The organism is Ruminiclostridium cellobioparum subsp. termitidis CT1112 (genome assembly GCF_000350485.1).
Lineage (GTDB): Bacteria > Bacillota > Clostridia > Acetivibrionales > DSM-1351 > Ruminiclostridium > Ruminiclostridium termitidis.
The window spans coordinates 430422-452224 of record NZ_AORV01000065.1 but is presented as its reverse complement, the minus strand read 5'-3'; the positions used below and the strand labels follow the sequence as shown (position 1 = coordinate 452224).

Here is a 21803-nt window from a genome sequence, read left to right as displayed (position 1 = left end):
GTATAGATACTACAGACTACTACTTATATATGGCAAAAAAATTTCAGGCATAAATGGGGGTGTACCGTGAGGAAAAAGATAGTATTATTTTCTTTGGGAGTGTTGATTTTATTTGTATTGACAGGCTGTGTGCCGGGGGACGGCACATATACCGCTTCAAAACCCGCAGGTTTTTTCTGGGGTATCTGGCATGGCTGGATTTCTCCCATATCATTGATTTGGGGACTGTTTGACAAAAACATACGGGTATACGAAGTTGCAAATAAAGGCTGGTGGTATGATTTTGGTTTTTATATGGCTATTATAGGCGGGTTCGGAGGCCTGTCCCTATTCCGTAATAAAACCTCCAACAGGAATAACAAGTGATAAAAACTCTTCTGATATGAATTATTTGTATTGGAAGAGTTTTTTTATGGGATACTTTAATTTTATAAATCAAATATGATATTTATGACTAGGCTTGGCTTCCTTTGCGCAAACTAATCATTGATGGTCAGAAGGATAATTACTTACATTACATTTTGTGGCCACGAATGTGGCTCATGGAGGTTAGCTTGAAAGACTTCACTTGCGATTGTCTTCCAAAACTAACCTGTGAATTTATGGCCGTGCGAAATATTCAAAGTATTTGTAATACTTTGAAAGCGCACATGGCCAATTAACCTCCTTTATTCGCCACATTGCGATAAAGGATATAAGTTTTCATTACATTTTGTGGCCGCTATTGCGGCTCATGGAGGTTAATATGTACAAGATACTGCGCAAAAAGAAACTTGAAAAGGCCGCCGGTGAAGAGAAAGATACCGTGAGCATTAGAACGCTGACCAAGTCCCTGGAAAAAAATATCGTGCTGTTAAAAAATGCTTTTTCAGGGGATGAAACCGTTATGTACAGGGTATTTCAGAATAAACATCTGGATTCGGCCAAATGCTGTATTTTTTATCTGGATGGTATGGTGAATTGTGAGATAATAAATGAAAACATCATCCAGCCAATTCTTTCCGATGATTTAACACAAGATATTTCAAACCATAATCTGCTGGATGAGTTAAGGTATAAAATCATTGTCGCCAACAATATCTCGGTATCGGATGATTTTAATACAATAGCAGCTGCATTGTATGCCGGGGATACGGTTTTTCTGCTTGAGAACTGTGACAGGGTACTTTTAATAGATTCAAAGGGCTGGCAAACCCGCTCCATAACCGAACCTGAGTCTGCAAAGGTAGTACGCGGTCCCAGGGAAGGCTTTACCGAATCAATAATTATGAACATCTCCCTGATCAGACGTAAAATCAAAAGCCATGAGCTAAAGTTCAAATTCAGGGAGATTGGAGAGAGAACCCATACAAAAGTATGTATCTGTTATATAGATGACATAATCTCAAAGGATGTCCTTAAAGAACTGGAAAGACGCCTTGATGAAATCAAAATTGACGGAGTGCTTGATTCGGGTTATATTCAGGAATTGATCCGGGATGAGCCCTTTTCACCCCTTGAAACGGTCGGCTATTCTGAAAGGCCTGATGTCGTTGCCGGAAGGTTGCTGGGGGGCCGGGTAGCTGTCATTGTCGACGGCAGCCCGGTAGTGCTGACGGTCCCTTTTGTGATTGTTGAAACAATACAGTCCAATGAAGATTATTACAATAATTATATCTTTGCATCCATAAACAGGTTGTTCAGGGGTATGTCATTACTTCTGTCCATAAGTGTACCAGCCGTATTTCTGGCGATTGTCACCTATCACCAGGAGATGCTGCCGACACCTCTGCTGTTAAGCATATCGGCTTCAAGGGAAGGTGTTCCCTTTCCCACAGTCCTCAGCATGTTTATCATGCTTTTGATTTTTGACCTCTTAAGGGAGGTGGGAACAAGAATGCCGACACCTATAGGACAGGCCGTCAATATAGTCGGAACGCTTGTATTGGGGCAGGCAGCCGTTGAAGCAAGGCTTGTGAGTGCTCCCATAGTCATTGTTACGGCCTTTACAGGTATTGTAAACTTAATGAATATAACCTTTATAGGACCTTCTATTCTTATACGTTTTTTTCTGTTGTTCGCATCGGCATTTATAGGAATATACGGTTTTATTTTCGGGTTTGTTGTAACACTGTTACACCTCATGAGCCTGCGGTCTTTCGGGGTACCCTACATGCTTGGCACCACCAAAATAGAAGATCATGACGGACAGGATGTTCTGGTCAGAGCTCCCTGGTGGTCAATGACCTTAAGACCAAAAATTATCGGTGCAAGAAATTTGGTACGGCAGGGTCCAAAAAACAAAAGGGGAAATAATAGATGAGGAATGTTAAGCTTATTTTGCTTGCAATCATCATTTTAATAAATTCATTTGTGACCACCGCCTGCTGGAACTACAGGGAAGTCGAAAACCTGGCCATTGTTGCGGGAGCTGCTGTGGATAAGGGTGAAAAGGCAAGGTATAAACTGACTGTTGAAATTGTAAAGATTGCCGCCGGAAACGATGCAATTACAGAATCAAAACTGATGTCAGCCGAAGGCGATACAATATTTGACTGCGCAAGAAATGCTATTTCGGTGTCAGGGAAGAGACTTTATTGGAGTCATAACAAAATCCTGATAATAAGCAAGGAAATTGCAGAGAAAGGTGTAATAGAGATGATTGATTGGTTTAACCGGGATTCAGAAACCAGAGCCAATGTACATCTTGCTATTTCCACCGAAAACACTGCGGAGGATATCTTTAAGGGAAAAGAAGTAATTCAGAGCATAAAAGCCTTTGAAATGGAAGAAATGTTAAAAAATGAGGATGCCTTATCAAAAGCTCCCAGAACGGAAGTATGGGAATTTGCCAATAATATGGCTGAGGAAGGTATATATGGCTGTGCGGCCGCTGTTAAACTGCAAAAGATGGACGGCGGTGAAAAAACTCCTGCTGTCGGAGGAACAGCAATATTCAGGGGTGACAAACTGATAGGAATTGTGGGTGAAGAGGAAACCAAGGATATTCTGTTTGCACAGGATAATATCAAGGGTGGTCTGCTGGTGGAAACTGTAAAGGGGAAAGATAAAGATAGAGAAATTCCCATCTCATTTGAAATTTTTAAAAGCAAGACAAAAATCGAGCCGGTTTTTAACAAAAATCAAGTTAAAATGAATGTTGATATTGAGACGACGGTGACTCTTGCCGAGTTGGGAGGGTGCAAGGATTTTATAGGTAAAAAAGGCCGTGAGGAGCTCGTTAAATTAAGTGAAACCATACTAAAAGAAAGGGTGGAGAAAACCATAAAAAAAATTCAGCAGGAGTATGGAACTGATGTATTCGGGTTTGGTAAAAGAATTTATGAAAATCATTATAAGGAGTGGCAAAAGATTAAAGATAACTGGGATGAAAATTTTAAGAATTTACAGGTAAATGTAAAAACAAAAATTATTATTAAAAACAGTGCTATGCTCTCGAAACCACTGGAGGTTAGAAAAAACTAATTTATGAGTGTAATGGTAGTCATAATATATGCCATTCTGGCAATATATGAATTTATTCCTTTATATAAAGAAAAAAAATGGGCTGATTTTGTTGTAAATGCAGTGTTATGGACCTCTTCCCTGATAATAGTGCTGCTTTTGTGCTTTAATGTGGAAATTCCCAGCCCTCAAGCGCCTGTTCGGAAATTTATAGAGTCAATATTCGGAAAGCAGGGTTAACCTGAAAGACTTCAGGTACAGCAGGAGGTAAGCATGAGAAAGGAAGTTATTACCGACAAGGAAGCTATATGTATTTTAATAATTTTTACAATAGGGAGTACTCTTATCCTGGGAATCGGCGGTGATGCCAAAAACGACAGGTGGATTTCAGGGGTAATCGGATTAGTGCTGGCAATACCATTTCTGCTGATTTATGCAAGGATTCAAACCATATTTCAAGGCAGGGATATCTTTGATATATTAATCATACTGTTGGGAAAAATAGGCGGAAGGTTTGTAGCAGTTATTTATGTCTGGTATGCCTTTCATCTGGGGGCTATGGTAATCCGAAACTTTGGGGAATTTGTCAATGTCGTGGTAATGCCTGAAACTCCAATGTTTGTGCTCATGGTTACTATTGGAGCTGTTGCAATAATGGCAGTGAAATTGGGAATAGAAGTTATAGGCAGGACATGTGCATATCTTCTGCCAATTTTGGTTGTTATAATAATCATTGTACAGTTTCTGGGAATATCTGAGATGAAAGCTAACCATCTAAAGCCTTTCTTCAGCAGTACAATTACTTCCATACTGGATGGAGCCTTTTCTTCTTTTGCTTTTCCCTTTGCAGAGTCGGTGGTTTTTTTAGGGGTATTCTTCACTTTGAAAACAAAGAAATCTCCATATAGAGTATATTTTTACGGAGTATTTTTGGCCGGTCTGCTTATTATAGCTATAACCATCAGAAATATTCTGATTTTAGGACCCCTTGGCACAAGCCTGTATTTCCCTTCCCATGTGGCTGTCAGCCGGATAAGCATCGGAGAATTTCTCCAAAGGATAGAGGTGTCGGTGGCCTTTGTTTTTGGAGTTGCGGCTTTGATAAAAATCAGTATATGCCTGTTTGTTACAGCAAAGGGTGTTGCAAAAGTATGCAATCTAAATGATTACAGGTCGGTTGTAATCCAATTGGGCCTGCTTATGGTGTATTTTGCTCAATTCATATATAAAGATATTATGACAATGTCGGATTGGGCTTTTAAGATTTATCCCTTTTATGCCCTGCCCTTTCAGGCTATTCTCCCTGTGTTTATTTGGATAATGGCCGAAATCAAAAAAAATAAAATCACTGCCAAAAAACAAATTGCCTGAGATATTTTAATAATGGTCAGGTTCTGTATTGCTGGGGAGTCTGACCTGTATATTTCTTAAAGGAGTAGCTGAAGTAGTGTGGATTGTCGTAGCCCAGCTTTTCAGCAATTTCAAGGATTTTCATCCTGGTATCCTTCAGCATGTTTTTTGCTGCATCCATTTTGACTTTAATCAGATATTCATTTATTGTTATACCTGTTTCCTTTTTGAATACCGAACAAATGTAGTTTGGCGACATATATACTTCATTGGCAATATCTGAAAGAGTGATGTTTTCCATATAACGTTTCTCAGCCAATTCTTTTATCTGGCTTACCAGGTTGCCGTGCTTCAGATAATATTTACTTTTAAAATATTTGCAGATATGTTCCAGCATCTGATATATGGTTTGTTTCATATCAAAAACCGTTTCAGATTTCAAAACTGTCTGCACCGAATTCAGATAGTGAGGAAAAATTTCCTGTACATCGGTTTCTGTTTTAAAAATCTCCTGATAAACATTGATTATCAGCTCAATGCAAACTCCACGGATATATTCTTCTGTAAAAAGCTTCACTTCAGTTAAAAAAGCAAAGTATCTCTCCACTGTATTGGAAAGTTTTTCGGTGTCACCCAGCTTTATCTGTGACAAAAGCTCTTTCTGCATAAGATTGAGATTGGAATAAACATTGAAATCACTCATTTGATACAGCTTCTGGGTATTGCTGATGTCACCGATGTGAATGATGGAGTTCTTTCCGGTATAGAATTTATAATTCAGAGCACTGAGGGCATTATTATAGGAAACCGCAAGGGCTTCCATACTGGAAACCTGATTTCCAACGCCGATAGAGAGCGTTATTTTATTGAAATCCGAAAGTAATTCCTGCATTTCATCAAATATTACAGTCATTTTTTCTTCACTGGAAAATTTTCTGTTGAATATAATTACAAATTGATTGTCATTGGTATAAACGCAAACACCGGCCTGATGATTGACCAGGGTTTCTTCAATAATATTTTTCACCGAAAAGTTAAGAAACTGTTTATAGCTCTCTGCCTTATCAGTTACACGCTTGACATAGTCATCAATTTCTGCCACAGCCAATATAATGCTTTCATTAACCTTCAAGGGTATCTGAAAGTACTCAAGCTTTTCGGATATTAAATACTGGTCGGTAATTATACCCATGACAAGGTTGCCAAGGAACTTATCCCTCATCAGGTACATATTTTCTTCAAGCTGGACTTTCAGCCTGTAATATACTTCTTCGCGGTTTTGCTCCATGTCAATACTGTTTCTGATCTTTTTCAGCACTTCAATTATTTCTTTAATCTGTATAGGTTTTAAAATATATCCCGCAGCATTTATGGATAAGGCTGTTTTGGCATAGTTGAAGTCCTGAATACCGCTTATCAGCACGATTTTGGTTTTAATATCCAGTTCCTGAAGACTTATTGCCACCTCCAGACCGTTTAAAAAAGGCATTTTGATGTCTGTGAACAGGATATCGGGTTTGAGTTCTATACACATGTTAAGAGCTTGTTTTCCGTTTTCTGCCTGGGCTATGACTTCCATTCCCAGCTCTTTCCAGGGTACGATTTCATATAGTGTTTCTCTCACAAGAAAATCATCATCAGCCAATAGTACTGTTATCATTTAAGGTTCCTCCCATCCTGGTGCATGGTATCACGACTTCTGCTGTAATTCCGTAATCGGAGTTCCGGTAGTAATGGAGTCCGTATTCCTTACCGTAAGTTGTTCTGATCCTTTCATGTACGTTAAATATACCTATGGATTCATTCCGGATTTCATCGGAATCCAGCAGGGCATTCAGTCTGCAAACATCCCCGCCCTCACCATTGTCAGTTACGCTTAATATAATATTATCATTTTCAATCCGGCCTGAAATAGTCAGAATCCATTCGCGGCTTGAGGTTTGGAAGCCATGGATGATTGAGTTTTCTACCAGGGGCTGAAGTACCAGCTTCACTATCTGGTATTTTCCAATATCCCGGGGAATATTTATTGTATATTTCAATTTTTGTTTAAATCTCATATTTTGTATTTCCATATAGCTTTCCATATGTTTTATCTCTTCTTCAATGGTGATAACGGATTTTCCCTTGCACAAACCATAGCGGAAAAAGTTTGACAGGGAGGTTATCATGTCGCTGATGACCGGTACGTTATATTTTACGGCATAAAGGTTTATGGAATCCAGCGTATTATATAAAAAGTGGGGATTTATCTGGGATTGGAGAGCCCGCAGCTCGGCATCCTTTGCATTCAATTCGGCTTTTTGCTTGTTGGCCTCACTGGTGTAAAGCTGGTTTATCAACTCCTTGATCTGCCCGATCATCAGCTTGTACTGCCCGATCAGATACCCGAATTCATCTTTCTTTTTATAATCCAGTTTGATTTCAAAATTGTGATCTCTGACGGTTGCCATTGATTTTACAAGCTTTATTATAGGCTTTGAAATACTTTTTGATAAGGCAAAGGCAGTAAGGAGTGCGACTACCATACAAACGGATAAGAGCAGTATGACAATGTGATTGAGGTTATTCTGGTCGGCATTGATTTCATTGACCCTGGTAAAACTGATTATCTTCCAGTTCAGAGAACGCATTTCGCCGGTTGAGATCAGTGTGGATCTTCCATTGACGGTATCCCTCTTTGTAATATGATTTGTATCAAAAAGGAGCTCCAGCTTTTTATCAGATATATTTGACTCCAGATATTTCAAGGAATCACTGGTTGCGGAATCACTTTTTAAAATGACCGAATTGTTTTCATCAAGTATATAGATTTCCGTTCCGGGTGAGGCCTTATAGGAGGATAAGAGTGAGTTGAAATATTTTTTATCCATATCAATTGTCAAAAGTGCCGCGTATACAACCCTGTCTGCACTTTTTAAATCATATAATTTTCTTGCGACTGTGATCTGATCATTTGGTTGATTGTTGACAACCACCATGCTCTTATCTTTCAGCTGGCTGAACCAGGGATTATGCTCGGCTTCGGATATGTCATGAATTTTTGTGGACAGGTCGTACCGTGCGTAATTAGGTTTGTTTACCATATATATTTTCGGTACGACCGAGGAATTGGTGAAAACATGATAATTGGTAAGATAGTAGCTGTCCAGCGCTCGGTCGAGAGTTATTATCTCCCTGATATTAACAGGCATGTCTGCCGTAGGATCGGAACTCAGGACATTTTTTATATCGGGATTTATGGATATAAGAGTTGTCAGCTCATTGATAAATTCCAGCCTTTGCTCTACGATCAAACGGGCCGAGTCTATATTGCGTTCAATAAGGGTATTCATTTTTTTATTTATTATACTTGTAGAACGTACATATACTATTGAGGTTATAATCAATGTGGGTACTAAAATGGATGCCAGGAAATATAATACAAGTTTGGTTCTTATGCTGATATTCATTGTGTTATTCTCCTTTATTTGAATACCTTCGTTAATATTGTATTATACAGGCCTTTATGTATACCTTCAAGGTTAAGATATTACTTGGTTGGAAGGCAAATCATAATATTTTGTACCTTTGGTTTTAAATCTTAATATTTTGTACCAACAAGAATAACTTTTTGTATTTTAAACTTTTTGCAGTCTGTTAAGCTATAAATATAGCAAGGTAATAAAAAGTTTTAACAGGGAACAAAAGGCAGGGGCCCTTGCATATGTATTTGTTTAAACTTTCTATCCAGTGGTCTGTAACATCTGAATTCATACATTGCCGGAGGTTAAATTTTCCCGGGACTGCGTTGTCGTCAGTCGGAATAAATAGTAGACATAAAACCGGCAAGTATTATAAAATTCATTAAATCAATTATTTTCAGGAGGTAGATATCAGTGAGAGTAAAATTGATAAAAGGTCTGGGATGTGTACTTTCTTTGGCATTGACAGCAAGTGTGTTTGCAGGATGCGGCTCATCTGAGAATGCGGTAAGTACTCAGAGCAGCAGTTCTCAAACTGACAATGTTAAAATGCAGACAGTCCGTGTATGGACAAATGATAACCAGTATCAGCCAATTATTGATCCCATAGTAGCGCAATATAACTCGGGAGAAGGAACGAAAGACGGGATAAACATCGAATACAAGATATTCGGCGGAGATTACAATGATGTCCTGAAGGTAGCATTGGCTGCCGAGCAAGGTCCCGAGATATATAAATTTGTCGGAACGGTTAAAGAGCCGTTTATAAAATCAAAGTGGATGCTGCCGATTGATGATTTGCCGGGCGGCCCCGAATTCCTCAAAAAATATGAGAATATACTCATAAAAGGTTATACCACTTTTGACGGAAAAACCTACAGCATACCTTTTAAGGTTTTGAACACCAAGTTCATGTATAACAAGACCTTACTTGAAAAATCAGGTTTTACCGCACCTCCCGAAACCTGGGACGATGTGGTGGCCTATGCCAGGAAGATCACAGAAGACAATAAGGGCGAAGCCTATGGTTACGGAATACATCTGAAAGATACCGCCTCTTCAGGCAAATGGTATTTTGCCACACAGTTTGCAACTTCTGTCGGACACATGGGTTACGACTTTAAAGAAGGTAAATTCAAATTTTCAGACTTTACCGGGAATATTGGCAAAATACTTCAAATGAAGGCTGACGGCAGTATATTCCCTGGCGCCGAAGGAATGGGACTCGATGAATGCGTTGCTCAGTTTGCGGCAGGCAGAATAGCAATGATGCCGGGAGTCAGCTGGGACGTTAACGGTGTGGCTAAGCTGGGATACAAATTTGAAATGGGCGTTTGCGATACTCCTGTTCTAAGCAGGGACAAAAAATTCAAAGGTTACGCCCAGATTGCAGATGCACTTTGTATTGGACCAAGCGCCGAAAATATGCCTGAAAAAGCTATGAAAGTATATGAACTTGTACAGAGTGATGAGATTCAGACAGCAATTCAGGAACAGGAAGTTGACTTCATAGCAAGAGAAGATATTCAGCAGAAATCCTCCGGCAATTTCACAAAGGCAGGTACAAAAGAGTTCGCAGACACCAGCCGGTCATATTTTACACTTACTCCTCCCGACGGCGGCATAACTGTTGAGGGCCAGCCATACCAGAACACCATCATCAATCTCGTGGCAGGTTCGGATCCTGATATCGCCAAAGTTCTGGCTGATCTCGACAAGCGTTACAACACTGCGCTGGAAAAAGCGGTTGCCGATGGCTTTGATATGACGTTATACATTGATAAGGAATGGGATACCAGCTTTAAATAAATAATTTAATGAAAAGGGTTGTCTCAAAATAAGGCAACTTCAATAAATGGGAAGCTCCATTAAAAGTATGCGCCTGAAATTGCCGGTGAAATACAAGTATTGAGCTGTACAGATTTCAGGCGTGTACTTTACACCTTCCCGAAAAACAAGGAGACAAACACATGGAACAATTAAATAAATCAGCAGCCTTTGGCTCCTTTGGCGGATACAGGCAGGGTGTAAAAAAAGACAATATTCAGGCTATCCTTATGCTTTTGCCCATGTTGATAGGTTTCACCCTGTTTACCATCTATCCCATGCTATGGCTGATACGCTGGTCAGGCTTTGATTATGACGGTATGACAACTGCTAAATTTATAGGCTTTGATAACTTCGTCAGAGCATTTACACGGGACAGTCATTACTGGGCATCTCTGCTAAATACTTTTTATATTGTGGCAATAAAACTGGCCATTGAAATTCCCTTCGCATTATTTCTTGCAGTAGTTCTAAACAGTACAAAAAGAATAAACTCATTTTTCAGAACAATATTTTTTATGCCTGCAATTGTCAGCAGTGCCATAGTGGGACTTGTATTCTTTCTTATGTTTGAGCCCTTCAGAGGCTCGGTAAACTATTTGCTTAAAGCCTTCGGACTTATCCAGCAGAATATAAACTGGTTCGGGACACAGTGGCTTGCCGACTGGGTAATCATACTTGCCAGTATATGGAGAAGTTTCGGGACAAATATGATCTTCTTTATAATGGGGCTTCAGAATGTACCCCGGGAAATTTACGAATGTGCTGAAATTGACGGAGCAGGGGTCTGGAAGAAATTTTCTAAAATTACTCTTCCAATGCTGGCGCCTGTAATGAGGGTAGTATTGATGCTGGCAATTGTAAACAGCATGAAAATGTCCGACCTTGTACTGGTACTCACAAACGGACAGCCTGGAGGTAAAACAGAAGTTGTAATGTCCTATACCTTCAAGTATTTCTTCTCATACGGTGCGGCCGATTCAATAAGCCAGTACGGTTACGCAGCTTCTTTGGCGGTTATTACCGCTATTATTCTGGGGATAATCACCGGAGTATATTTTAAAGCTACAAAGAAGTCAAGCGATCTATATTAAGGGGGGAACATGCCATGAAAACAAAAAGTTCACTTCTATCCATACCAATTTATCTGCTTTTGACCGTATTTGCCGTTATTGTGATATTTCCAATATTCTATATAATATTATCGTCTTTCAAATCAACAGCAGATATATTGACATCAACATCATTCTTTCCCTCCTCAATAAGCTTTGACAACTATGTACGTGCATGGAAACTTTCAAATTTTCAGACTTATATGTGGAACAGCATATTTATGTGCAGCTTTATTGTAGCAGGAACTATTATTACTTCAATTACTTCGGGTTATGTATTTTCCCGCAGCAGCTTCCGCGGTAAAAATTTGATACTGCTTATCATAACCTCATCAATGTTTATTTCGGCAGGGAGCCTGTATCTGTATCCGCAGCTTAAAATAGCCAAACTGCTCAATATTAACACCTCTCTTTGGGGAGTAATAATTATATATATATTTGGAATAAATGTTACAAATCTTTATATTTCAAAAGGTTTCATAGATTCAATACCGAAGGAGATCGATGAAGCGGCAAAGGTTGACGGCTGCAGTTTTTTCAGAATATTCTGCAACATCATTTTCCCATTGACAAAACCTTTGATAGCTACAGTCGGATTGCTTTCCTTTATGAATTCGTGGAATGACTACCTGCTGCCAATGGTGTTCACTTTGGGCAACCCAAAAAGCCAGCCTCTGGTGGTTGGGATTATATCAATGAAAAGCAGCGGAGAGACCATTTCTTCATGGGATTTGATGATGGCCGGGACAACGATGGCAGTCGTTCCCATGCTGATAGTCTTTATATGTCTGAATAAGTACTTTGTTGCAGGACTTACCAGCGGTGCGGTAAAAGGATAAAAAATAATAAAAAATAGAGGAGTTGTTTTTATGTCTAAATTAATTACAGGAGTTTTACCGGCATTAATTACGCCTATGGATGAACATGGAAATATTTTAGTGGATTCGGCGAAACCGCTCATAGACTGGTATGCGAAGGAAAAGGCTGACGGGCTGTACATGCTGGGCTGGACAGGAGAAGGCATGTATCTGTCGGTTCAGCAGAGAAAAACCTGGGCCGAAGCGGTCTTAAAAGCAAACAATAACAGGATGCCAATATTCGTTCATGTGGGATATAATGAAAATCCGGATGATTCGGTTGAACTTGCACGCCATGCCCAGGAGCATGGAGCATATGCAGTAGCTTCAGTGGGGATTTCTCCCAGGTCCACACTTGCTGATAATGTGGCATATTTCAAACGTATATCCGAGGCAGCCCCAAAAACGCCTTTCTATATATACTGGACCTCCAACGGAGAAATGCTCACAGGCGGAGAAAGAGTGGATCCCGAGGAACTCCTGGAGGCCATGAAGGCTGTTCCTACCTTTAAGGGAATAAAGTTCACAGACAATAACTTTTATATACTTGAAAGATTCAAAAAATATAATCCGGATATCAATATACTCACCGGAGCCGACAACCTTGTAATATGCTCCGATATAATGGGTGCAGACGGCAACATTGGTGCACTTCAGGCAATAACCTGCTATGATTTCAAAGTTCTGCTGGAAAAGATGAAGGAAGGAAACTACAAAGAGGCCCGGGAAATACAATACCGCACCAATGAAATAGCCGAAGCATATTCGGTACGGAATCTCGGAACAATCCCGGGCATCAAGATCGTTATGGAAAGGGTATACAACATACCGGCAGGTTATTGTTCACCTACTAGTCCATATCTCCCGAAGGTCACAGATGAGGCTTTGATTGAAAGCTATTTGAAGGTATACAGGGATAACATTATAAAAAGATAATTTTACTAATAAAAGAAGGGACTGTTACGGTCTCTTTTTTTATTAGTAAAAATTTTTTTGTATTGCTATTGACCGGTTGAGTCAACGGGATTATAATTATGCCATTGACTCAACCGGTCAATGAATTCCGGTATGTGCAACGGTACCGGAATAACTATGAAAACAGGCTGATTGTGAGTTTTGAAACTTGAAAGGAGGCAGTACTATTTATTCTAATTTCTTAAAGCTTGATGAGGAAAAAAGGCAGAGGATCCTCAATGCTGCCATGAAGGAGTTTGCCCGGAGGGGTTATAAAAATGCATCGACCGATAACATGGTAAAGGAGGCGGCAATTTCCAAAGGTGCTCTGTTTCACTATTTTAAAAATAAGAAGAACTTGTTTATGTTTTTATATAACTACACTCTGGAAATCATAAAAAATGAGATACTGATGAAAATAGACTTCGGAACAACGGATATTTTTGACAGGAGAAGGCAGGCAGGTTTGCAAAAGATTGAGGTTCACAAAATACATCCTCTGATTTTTGAATTTGTTGCAGCAGCATACATGGATGATTCCAACGAAATAAAGAATGACATCCGGAGCAGGAATGAAAAACTGATGGTATATGGAAAGAATAAGTTATATGAAGGCATTGATACATCCGTGTTCCGTGAGAATGTTGATGTGGCCCGGGCTATTGAAATAATAGACTGGACCAGTGAAGGCGTGATAAATAAGGTGATTTCCCGGATAAAAAAAGTACCTTTGGATGAAGTGGATTATGATGAAATGCTGGAGGAAATGGATGTTTATATGAATATGTTAAAAAAGATGTTTTATAAGGATGGAGGGGTTCATGAATGAATGTTATAGAAATAAGCAATCTTACAAAAACCTATGGAAAATCAAGAGGTATAATTGATGTAAGTTTTAATGTGGAAGAGGGTGAGGTATTTGGCTTTATTGGTCCCAACGGAGCCGGTAAATCCACAACAATAAGAACCTTACTGTCATTGATATATCCAACTGCAGGCAGCGCAAAAATATTTGGAGCCGACTGTATAAAAAATGCCCCTGAAATAGCTAAAGAAATAGGTTACCTGCCTTCAGAGGTATTTTATTATGACAAGATGAAGGTTATTGATGTGCTGAAATATTCCGCCAGCTTCTATAAAAAAGATTGCAGCAAAAGAATAGAGGATCTGGCTGAAATAATGGATCTGGACTTAAAAAAGAGAGTGGATGACTTATCCTTTGGAAACAAAAAAAAAGTGGGTATAGTACAGGCACTGCTGCATGAACCCAGGCTCATAATTCTCGATGAACCCACAAGCGGACTGGACCCTCTTATGCAGCAGAAGTTTTTTGACCTGCTGGAGGAGGAGAATAAAAAAGGTGCTACAATTTTCATGTCCTCCCATGTTCTCAGCGAGGTACAGAGAATGTGCACACGTGTTGCCATAATCAAGGAGGGCAGGATCATCAAGCTTGAAACCATGAGCAATCTCACCGAAAACAATTATAAAAAATTCAAGCTTGAAATCAACAGCGGAATTGATAAAAACCATTTCCAGATAAACGGAGTCAGTAACCTTGAGCTAAAGGGCAATATTATCAGCTTCCTGTATAAAGGTAATGTGAACACCATACTGAAAAGAATAACCGAAATTGATTTGAAAAATGTCTGGATAGAAGAGCCAAGCCTTGAAGAGATATTTATGCACTACTATGAAAAGGAGGCCTGAGGGTATGAATATATTTCTGCATGAATTGAAGTCCTACTTCAAATCAATAATTATTTGGGCCTGTTCCATGGCAGCACTTGCAGTAATGTATATTCTGATCTTCAAGGGCCTGGGCAATGATATTGCAGAGTTTCAGAGCCTGATGGACAGTCTGCCGGAGGTTGTCAAAAAATTGCTCAGCGTGTATGTGGCAAGCTTGTCCACACTTGAGGGCTTTTATTCCTTTGTATTTGTGTACGTGGCATTGTGTGGTGCCATCCAGGCTATGAATCTTGGAGTTTCCATAATCTCCAAGGAGGTGCGTGAGAAGACTGCCGACTTTTTGTTGACAAAACCTGTAAGCCGTGCGGTAATTATGACCTCAAAAATAGCAGCAGCCTTTGTTTCGCTGGTTATAACCAACATTATTTATCTTGCCGTAACCTTACTTGCCACACTTACTGTAAAAACTGATTTCAGCGTAAAGTCAGTAATATTGATTTCCATAACCCTGCTGTTTATACAGTTGATATTTATGGCCCTGGGAGTCATCGTAGCGGTTCTTTCAGGTAAAATCAGATCCGTCATAGCCGTTTCACTCAGCACTGTTTTCGGGTTTTTTATAGTAAACATGTTCGGTTCGGTAATCGGAGAAGAGACGGTAAGGTATATAACACCCTTCAAATACTTTGATTATGGATATATTGTCAAAAACAATGCATATGAAATGCCATACATCATCGTTGGAGCGGCTTTTGTCATTGCAGCGGTTACGGCCAGCTATCTGGTATATACCAGAAAAGACGTACACGCAGTATAAGATATAAGAGTGAAAAAGATTTTATTACAGTTTTGTAGCCGCTATAAGGCTCATGGAGGTTAATATGAACATTTTTATAAGAGAAATGAGGGCGCATCGAAAGTCTCTTATCTTTTGGAGTATTGGAATGCTTTTCATGATTGCTGCCGGAATGGGAAAGTTTACGTCGTATACAGGTTCGGGCCAAACAATGAAAGATATATTGGATAAAATGCCAAAAGCCCTGAAGGCAGTCCTGGGTTTTGGAACTCTGGATGTCACAACCGCAAGCGGTTTTTATGGCATGCTCTTCCTGTATCTTTTGATAATGGTTACAATTCATGCAGCCATGCTTGGTGCCAATATTATTGCAAAGGAGGAACGGGATAAGACAACAGAATTTTTAATGGTAAAGCCTGTTTCGAGATTTACGGTGGTAACGGCAAAATTAACAACTGCATTGGTGAACATCCTGGTGCTGAATATTATAACGCTGGTATTCTCAATTGCTATTGTTAACCAATACGCCAAAGGCGAGCAGGTAAACGGTGATATTTTCATCCTTATGGTTGGAATGCTGCTGGCACAGCTGTTGTTCCTTTTCATAGGGAGCGGTATAGCCGCTGTCAGCAAAAATCCCAAAGTATCCGCATCAATTGCCACGACAATACTTTTGGTAACCTTTATCATAGCCATTCTGACCGATATGAATGATAAGCTTGCAGGACTTAAGTATATCACCCCGTTTAAATACTTTGAAGCCCAGCAGCTGTATGAAGGGGGCTTAAAGCCTGTATTTGTCGTATTGTCACTTGTAATCATCTCCGTAATGTTATGGGTAACCTATACTTTTTACAGGAAAAGAGATTTGAAGGTGTAATTTAAGGTGTGATTTTTTATATTAAATGATAACAACTTCAACGCGTTGTGCTTATTATAGTTAATTTAATTTTTGATTTAACTTTGTAACTTTTTTATATCAACTGGTAACTTCCGTACTAACTTCATGAAATAAGGCTGCCCCCAAAACAATTGCGAAAATTGTATTGCCTCATTTAAAGTGGTTTTGCCGTCGCTCAAACTCGACCTCCTGTCTCGATTTGAAGCTCAAAGCAACGTCCTGTTGCTTTGCCGGCAAAACCACTTTACCTTCGGCGACAATTTACCGCAATTGTTTTTAACTGTGCATCTTATTTCATGAAGTTGTCCTTGCGTTACCAGTTGAATATAATTAAATCTATCAGTAAAGCAAAACAAAATTTTAATTAGCACAACGGGTTAACTTCATGAAATAGACACACCAAAACCAATTACTAAAATTGTTTTTAACCGTGCATCTTATTTCATGAAGTTGTACTCGCGTTACCAGTTGATTATAATTAAATCTATCTGTAAAGCAAAACAAAATTTTAATCAGCACAACACATTGTTGAAAAAGAAACAAAAATTTAATATAATGTTGTTGATATACCAATGGTTGGGAGGACAGGCCATGAACAAAGAAGAACAGCTGGTAATGAGTTTCAGGAACTTATATAACAAGATGGTTTGGCTCAATAATTCCAGGATGAAAGACAGTTTTGAGGATTATAAGTCTTCCGAAGTACATTGTATGGAATACATTGGAAGAAATGCGGATTCCAACGTGACAAAACTTGCGGAATCCTTTTATATGACCAGCGGTGCCATAAGTAAAATGACCAGGAAGCTCATAAAAAAAGGTGCTGTCGAAAGCTACCGGAAGCCGGATAACAAGAAAGAAATCTATTTCAGGCTTACTGAAAAAGGACAGGAAATTTATAAGATCCATGAGGAAATGCACAAAGAGTTTCGTGAGCGGGACAAAGCCGTATTTGATCAGGTAACCGAGGAACAGCTCGAGAGTATGCTTGGCCTGGTGGAAAAGTACAGCAGGCATTTGGATGAAGAAATAAAGAAACAGGGTGCAGATATTAAATCTGAATAAATTTTAATAATGAAAATAAAAACACAGGCAGCCAACTCTATTGAGAACAGGCTGCATTTTTATTGCCGTAATTTTTGTTGACAAGGAAACAAAAATCATGCTACCATAATTATGTTTCCAAGGAAACAAAATTATAACTTTTGAGAGGAGAATTTACGTGTTTAAATTTAGATTACACAATGAAAAGAATATAGAAAAGAACGTAGAACAAAACGTCGATAAAAAGGCTTTAATATTCGGTCTTATGTCTGTGTTTCTTTGCGGAATAGGCTTCAGCATCATAGCGCCTGTCGTCCCGTTCTTAGTACGGCCTTATATAAGCAATCCCGGAGATCAAGCTATAGCTGTTACGCTGCTGACCTCTGTTTATGCAGTCTGCGTATTTTTTGCGGCCCCGGGACTTGGAGCTTTGAGTGACAGATATGGCCGACGTCCATTGCTACTGGTATGCCTTTTTGGTTCGGCAATCGGGTACTTGGTTTTTGGCATAGGAGGAGCACTATGGATACTGTTTGCCGGACGCATAATAGAGGGTATAACTGGCGGGAGCATAAGTACTATCTTCGCATATTTTGCAGATATCACTCCAAGAGAACAGCGAACCAAATATTTTGGGTGGGTGAGTGCGGTTGCAGGTGTTGGTGCCGCCATTGGACCTGCTCTGGGCGGATTACTTGCCAGGCTTGGTTATTCAGTACCCATGTATTTCGGAGCCATAATAACTTTATTGAATGTTGTGTATGGAATTCTATATATGCCTGAGAGCCTTGACAGGAATAACAGACTGAAAAAGATTACCTTTGTAAGACTGAATCCATTCACACAGCTAGTAAACGTACTTTCCACTAAAAACTTAAAAAGGCTGCTTGTCTCAGCATTCTTACTTTGGGTACCCAACGGAGCTTTACAGGCAGTCTTTTCACAGTTTACAATAGATACTTTCAATTGGGAACCTGTACTGATCGGACTTATGTTTTCAATTATGGGCGTACAGGACATCATTTCACAAGGTTTCATAATGCCAAAGCTTTTGTTGAAAATCAGTGACGCACAGATATCGATCCTTGGGATGGTTTCGGAGATTACAGGCTACGGTTTTATTGCAGCATCGGCTTTATTCTCCTTCTATCCTCTTTTTATTGTTGGAATGTTTATATTTGGTTTTGGTGATTCGATCTTTGGGCCTTCCTTCAATGGGATGGTCTCCAAGTCTGTCGATTCCAGTGAGCAAGGAAGGATTCAAGGCGGCAGTCAATCTATTCAATCTTTGGCAAGAATAATCGGTCCTATCATTGGAGGTCAAATTTATGTATCACTTGGTCATGCCGCACCTGCTTTTATGGGTATGATCCTTATAGCGGCAGCAATAACGGTTTTGTATAAGGTTGCGCGTGTAAATATAACGGCCTGATTCAGCCGGGCTGGTTAAATTATTGAGCGAACTTTCAAAGTGTATTAATCCTGATTACAAAACTGTATTATTGTAGTAAAATTGGAAAGGAGAAATATTTTATAACAAATATTATTGCTTATTCAACCTTAAAATGGAATGGCATGACAAAATGGATAGGTAACAGAAACTTCTTGATAACTCATGAATAAATGTTAATATTACATTAATCAAAATAAAGGAGCTGTATTATTGGAATTTAGAAGAGCAGTAGAAGCCGATATAAATCACATATTAAATATAATACACCAGGCGCAGGAGTACTTGAAGGAAACCGGAATCGACCAGTGGCAGAATGGTTATCCCGATATGGAGACAATTAAAAGGGATATAGAGAATAAACACGGCTATGTTCTGAGCAATGCCGGTAAGATTGCCGGTACAATAGCCGTTTCCTTTGACGGGGAAAAGACCTACAACGATATTTATGAGGGTGCATGGCTTACACCCGACCGGTATGCTGTCATTCACCGGCTGGCTGTTGACGGCAGTTTGAAGGGTACGGGTCTGGCTTCCGTTATGATAAATGAAGCTGAAAAAATATGCCGCCGTAAATCAGTTTCAGGTATAAGGGTGGATACCCATGAAAAGAATATCTCCATGCAGAGGTTATTAAAAAAGAACGGATTCGCGTATTGCGGTATAATTTATTTGGAAGACCGAAGCAAGAGGCTTGCTTTTGAAAAAATACTCCGACAGGAGAATTAATTTATGCTTATACTCAATGGAAAAAGAAGAATTTTGTCCATAATCACCGCAGTACTGCTTGGCTGCGTGGTAATGGCCTATGTCGATGCGGTTATCAGGCCTGATTATGCAATTAAATCAGGAATAAAAATTGTGCTGTTTACCGGGCTGCCGCTGATATATTCGTTATTTGAAAAAGAGTTGGAACTGAAAAATCTGCTGAGGGTTAACAGGAAAAGTTTGGGCTTTGCTGCCGCATTGGGAGCAGGGGTATATATTTTCATACTGGGAGTTTACTTTTTACTATCATCGTTTTTGGACTTTTCCAAAGTAACTGCAGCCTTACAGAACAATGTTGGAGTAACCAGGGATAATTTCATTTTTGTGGCGCTTTATATTTCTTTCATTAACTCCCTGCTGGAGGAATATTTTTTCAGAGGTGTTGCGTTCTTATGGCTGAAAAAAGCGGCGGGAAGAAAATTTGCATACATATTCAGTGCTGCGGCTTTTGCGGCATATCATATAGCCATAATGACCAACTGGTTCAGTCCGGGCTTATTTGTCCTCCTGATTGCCGGACTTTTTGGGGCAGGGCTGCTATTCAACCGTTTGGATGAGAAATATGACAATATTTATGTTTCATGGCTGGTCCACATGTTTGCAAACTTCGCAATTAATACAATAGGTTTCATGCTATTCGGAATATAGCATGCTATTATGTGCTGAAATTGTTCAATATTTTTTATTATGATAAACAGCTTATGTATATTCTTTTTACCTTATATTACAATATAAATTCACAAAGAATGTTTAAAAATGGGACCGATTCGATATGCGAATTACTATTTTATACAAAGATAGACCCGGTTTACGGATGAAACTGCTGCCATCAATGTTACCAGACCGCAGTAAAAGAGAACAAGGACAGCAGCCGCATTTACGGGCAGCAGGACATACGCCATAATACCCACTGCGGATAATGCATACAACAGCAGTGCGGCAGCTTTGCCAAGGCCATCGAAAATAAATACACCTGCAACGGTTTTTGATTTTTTTGCCGATACCATGGAGCTTACCCAGAACTCGGCAAATTTTACTATTGCAACAATCAAAATCCAGAAGGGGAGGATGTTATTTCTGATCAGGACAGCAAAGGAGCATGTAACAAAGAATAGGTCAGCAACGACATCAAAAACAGCACCTGCCCTGGTTTCAACATTATATTGCCTGGCCAGCCTTCCATCGAAAAAATCGGTTAAAAAAATTATTGCAAAAATGAGGATATGATAGACAAACTGCTCAGGGAAATATGATACGGTCCAATAGAACAGGACACTTAAAAATATTCTGGAGAGCGTCAAACTGTTTACAAATACCAATGGTTTCATACATGCACCTTATTCTTTCACGGTTGCCAATCCAAAAATCCGGTTTGGGAGTTTCAACTGCATAAATATTACTCCAACAGTAATTATTTATGCAGCCAATTGTTAATAGTTACCTATTCTACGAAGAAGGGAAAGCCTTGTCTGATAAAAGCTTAAAAAGTTAGAAGAAATTACCGAATAGTCCATATTGATAAAAGAAATACTAATTCATAAGGTAACTGGGATTAACAAGAGGAGCGAAGAAATTTCATTACATTTTGTGGCCGCGAATGTGGCTCATGGAGGTTAATATGGAAATAGCAACCGGATATTTTATCAGCAGGGCACCTGCTATTGAAGCAGCCAGATATTTAAGCAGGCAGGGTTTTAAAATTGAAGTTCTCGGGCATCAGAACCAGGAGGACTTCAGGGAGAGACAGGTGGCTAATGACCATGAGGACGGTCTGGAGGTGCCCTACTTCGGTTTTATGGGAGGAGTTACAGGTGCGGCATCAGGAATAAATGGTTTTATGCTTGCGGGAACAGGCCCTCTTATACAGGCACGTCCCATAGTCAGTCTGGTCAATGGAAGTATTGGCAGTGATTTTAAAGAGATAATGGTAAATTGGGGAGTACCCGGAGATATAGAACATGAAATAAAGGCTGTTATCGATTCGGGAAGTTCTGTAGTAATGGTTGAATGTGAATCCGGGGATAAGGATACTGTCAGAGAAACTCTTAAGAAGCAGGGTGCGCAGAATATTCATATATAGAGAAAAAGTACATGTTAAAATTTTTCAGGGCTCGCACAAGTATTTTGCCTGCAATTTCAAACAT

Annotated in this window: 20 protein-coding genes; 17 read left to right on the top strand and 3 right to left on the bottom strand. The window is 39.4% G+C overall.

All coding sequences use genetic code 11. The features are described 5' to 3' along the window. The first annotated feature begins 66 nt into the window (after nucleotides 1-66). The 4 genes from CTER_RS24175 (at nucleotide 67) to CTER_RS24155 (ending at nucleotide 4815) form a co-directional block, all read left to right on the top strand. Nucleotides 67-366: a hypothetical protein gene (locus CTER_RS24175; protein ID WP_004630028.1), complete on the top strand. Its 300-nt coding sequence runs from the start codon at nucleotides 67-69 to the stop codon at nucleotides 364-366. Between the two features lie 379 nt (nucleotides 367-745). Beyond that, on the top strand, nucleotides 746-2302 hold the full coding sequence (locus CTER_RS24170; protein ID WP_004630213.1) for a spore germination protein: 1557 nt from the start codon (nucleotides 746-748) through the stop codon (nucleotides 2300-2302). Further along, on the top strand, nucleotides 2299-3465 hold the full coding sequence (locus CTER_RS24165; RefSeq protein WP_004629791.1) for a Ger(x)C family spore germination protein: 1167 nt from the start codon (nucleotides 2299-2301) through the stop codon (nucleotides 3463-3465). Before CTER_RS24170 ends, CTER_RS24165 begins: the two co-directional genes overlap by 4 nt. 252 nt (nucleotides 3466-3717) lie before the next feature. Continuing rightward, nucleotides 3718-4815 (top strand): GerAB/ArcD/ProY family transporter, encoded by a 1098-nt coding sequence (locus CTER_RS24155; protein ID WP_004630147.1) that lies wholly within the window; start codon nucleotides 3718-3720, stop codon nucleotides 4813-4815. Between the two features lie 16 nt (nucleotides 4816-4831). Here the strand turns inward: CTER_RS24155 and CTER_RS24150 are convergent, their stop codons facing one another. Next, complete coding sequence (locus CTER_RS24150; protein WP_004629652.1) at nucleotides 4832-6454, bottom strand: AraC family transcriptional regulator; 1623 nt, start codon at nucleotides 6452-6454, stop codon at nucleotides 4832-4834. Beyond that, a complete protein-coding gene (locus CTER_RS24145) occupies nucleotides 6432-8246 on the bottom strand; it encodes a cache domain-containing sensor histidine kinase (RefSeq protein WP_004629837.1) in 1815 nt (604 codons plus the stop codon). The genes CTER_RS24150 and CTER_RS24145 overlap by 23 nt, the downstream gene beginning before the upstream one ends. A gap of 426 nt (nucleotides 8247-8672) precedes the next feature. Between CTER_RS24145 and CTER_RS24140 the strand changes: the two genes are divergently transcribed. The 12 genes from CTER_RS24140 to CTER_RS24085 all read left to right on the top strand — a co-directional run bounded on the left by CTER_RS24140 (nucleotide 8673) and on the right by CTER_RS24085 (nucleotide 20307). Further along, entirely contained in the window at nucleotides 8673-10067 is a 1395-nt protein-coding gene (locus tag CTER_RS24140; protein WP_004630120.1) for an ABC transporter substrate-binding protein, read from the top strand. 161 nt (nucleotides 10068-10228) lie between these two features. After that, nucleotides 10229-11179, top strand: a complete 951-nt coding sequence (locus CTER_RS24135; RefSeq protein ID WP_004629912.1) for a carbohydrate ABC transporter permease — start codon at nucleotides 10229-10231, stop codon at nucleotides 11177-11179. Between the two features lie 14 nt (nucleotides 11180-11193). Beyond that, nucleotides 11194-12036, top strand: coding sequence for a carbohydrate ABC transporter permease (locus CTER_RS24130; RefSeq protein WP_004629797.1), 843 nt, complete (start codon nucleotides 11194-11196; stop codon nucleotides 12034-12036). A gap of 30 nt (nucleotides 12037-12066) precedes the next feature. Then, a complete protein-coding gene (locus CTER_RS24125) occupies nucleotides 12067-12990 on the top strand; it encodes a dihydrodipicolinate synthase family protein (protein ID WP_004629940.1) in 924 nt (307 codons plus the stop codon). A gap of 187 nt (nucleotides 12991-13177) precedes the next feature. Further along, nucleotides 13178-13837 (top strand): TetR/AcrR family transcriptional regulator, encoded by a 660-nt coding sequence (locus CTER_RS24120; protein WP_004630104.1) that lies wholly within the window; start codon nucleotides 13178-13180, stop codon nucleotides 13835-13837. Continuing rightward, nucleotides 13834-14718: an ABC transporter ATP-binding protein gene (locus CTER_RS24115; RefSeq protein WP_004629586.1), complete on the top strand. Its 885-nt coding sequence runs from the start codon at nucleotides 13834-13836 to the stop codon at nucleotides 14716-14718. Before CTER_RS24120 ends, CTER_RS24115 begins: the two co-directional genes overlap by 4 nt. 4 nt (nucleotides 14719-14722) lie before the next feature. Next, on the top strand, nucleotides 14723-15517 hold the full coding sequence (locus tag CTER_RS24110; protein ID WP_004629988.1) for an ABC transporter permease subunit: 795 nt from the start codon (nucleotides 14723-14725) through the stop codon (nucleotides 15515-15517). A 64-nt stretch (nucleotides 15518-15581) separates the two neighbouring features. Next, nucleotides 15582-16376 (top strand): ABC transporter permease subunit, encoded by a 795-nt coding sequence (locus CTER_RS24105; RefSeq protein ID WP_004629821.1) that lies wholly within the window; start codon nucleotides 15582-15584, stop codon nucleotides 16374-16376. A gap of 612 nt (nucleotides 16377-16988) precedes the next feature. Next, entirely contained in the window at nucleotides 16989-17462 is a 474-nt protein-coding gene (locus CTER_RS24100; protein WP_004629588.1) for a MarR family transcriptional regulator, read from the top strand. Between the two features lie 157 nt (nucleotides 17463-17619). Then, a complete protein-coding gene (locus tag CTER_RS24095) occupies nucleotides 17620-18873 on the top strand; it encodes an MFS transporter (protein ID WP_004629943.1) in 1254 nt (417 codons plus the stop codon). A gap of 231 nt (nucleotides 18874-19104) precedes the next feature. After that, nucleotides 19105-19620, top strand: coding sequence for a GNAT family N-acetyltransferase (locus CTER_RS24090; protein ID WP_004630277.1), 516 nt, complete (start codon nucleotides 19105-19107; stop codon nucleotides 19618-19620). A gap of 3 nt (nucleotides 19621-19623) precedes the next feature. Continuing rightward, nucleotides 19624-20307, top strand: coding sequence for a CPBP family intramembrane glutamic endopeptidase (locus CTER_RS24085; RefSeq protein WP_004629767.1), 684 nt, complete (start codon nucleotides 19624-19626; stop codon nucleotides 20305-20307). 134 nt (nucleotides 20308-20441) lie between these two features. Here the strand turns inward: CTER_RS24085 and CTER_RS24080 are convergent, their stop codons facing one another. Further along, on the bottom strand, nucleotides 20442-20987 hold the full coding sequence (locus tag CTER_RS24080) for a CDP-alcohol phosphatidyltransferase family protein (RefSeq protein ID WP_004629638.1): 546 nt from the start codon (nucleotides 20985-20987) through the stop codon (nucleotides 20442-20444). Between the two features lie 290 nt (nucleotides 20988-21277). Here CTER_RS24080 and CTER_RS24075 point away from each other — a divergent pair, with 290 nt between their 5' ends. Next, complete coding sequence (locus CTER_RS24075; RefSeq protein WP_004629843.1) at nucleotides 21278-21739, top strand: hypothetical protein; 462 nt, start codon at nucleotides 21278-21280, stop codon at nucleotides 21737-21739. Nucleotides 21740-21803 lie beyond the last annotated feature (64 nt).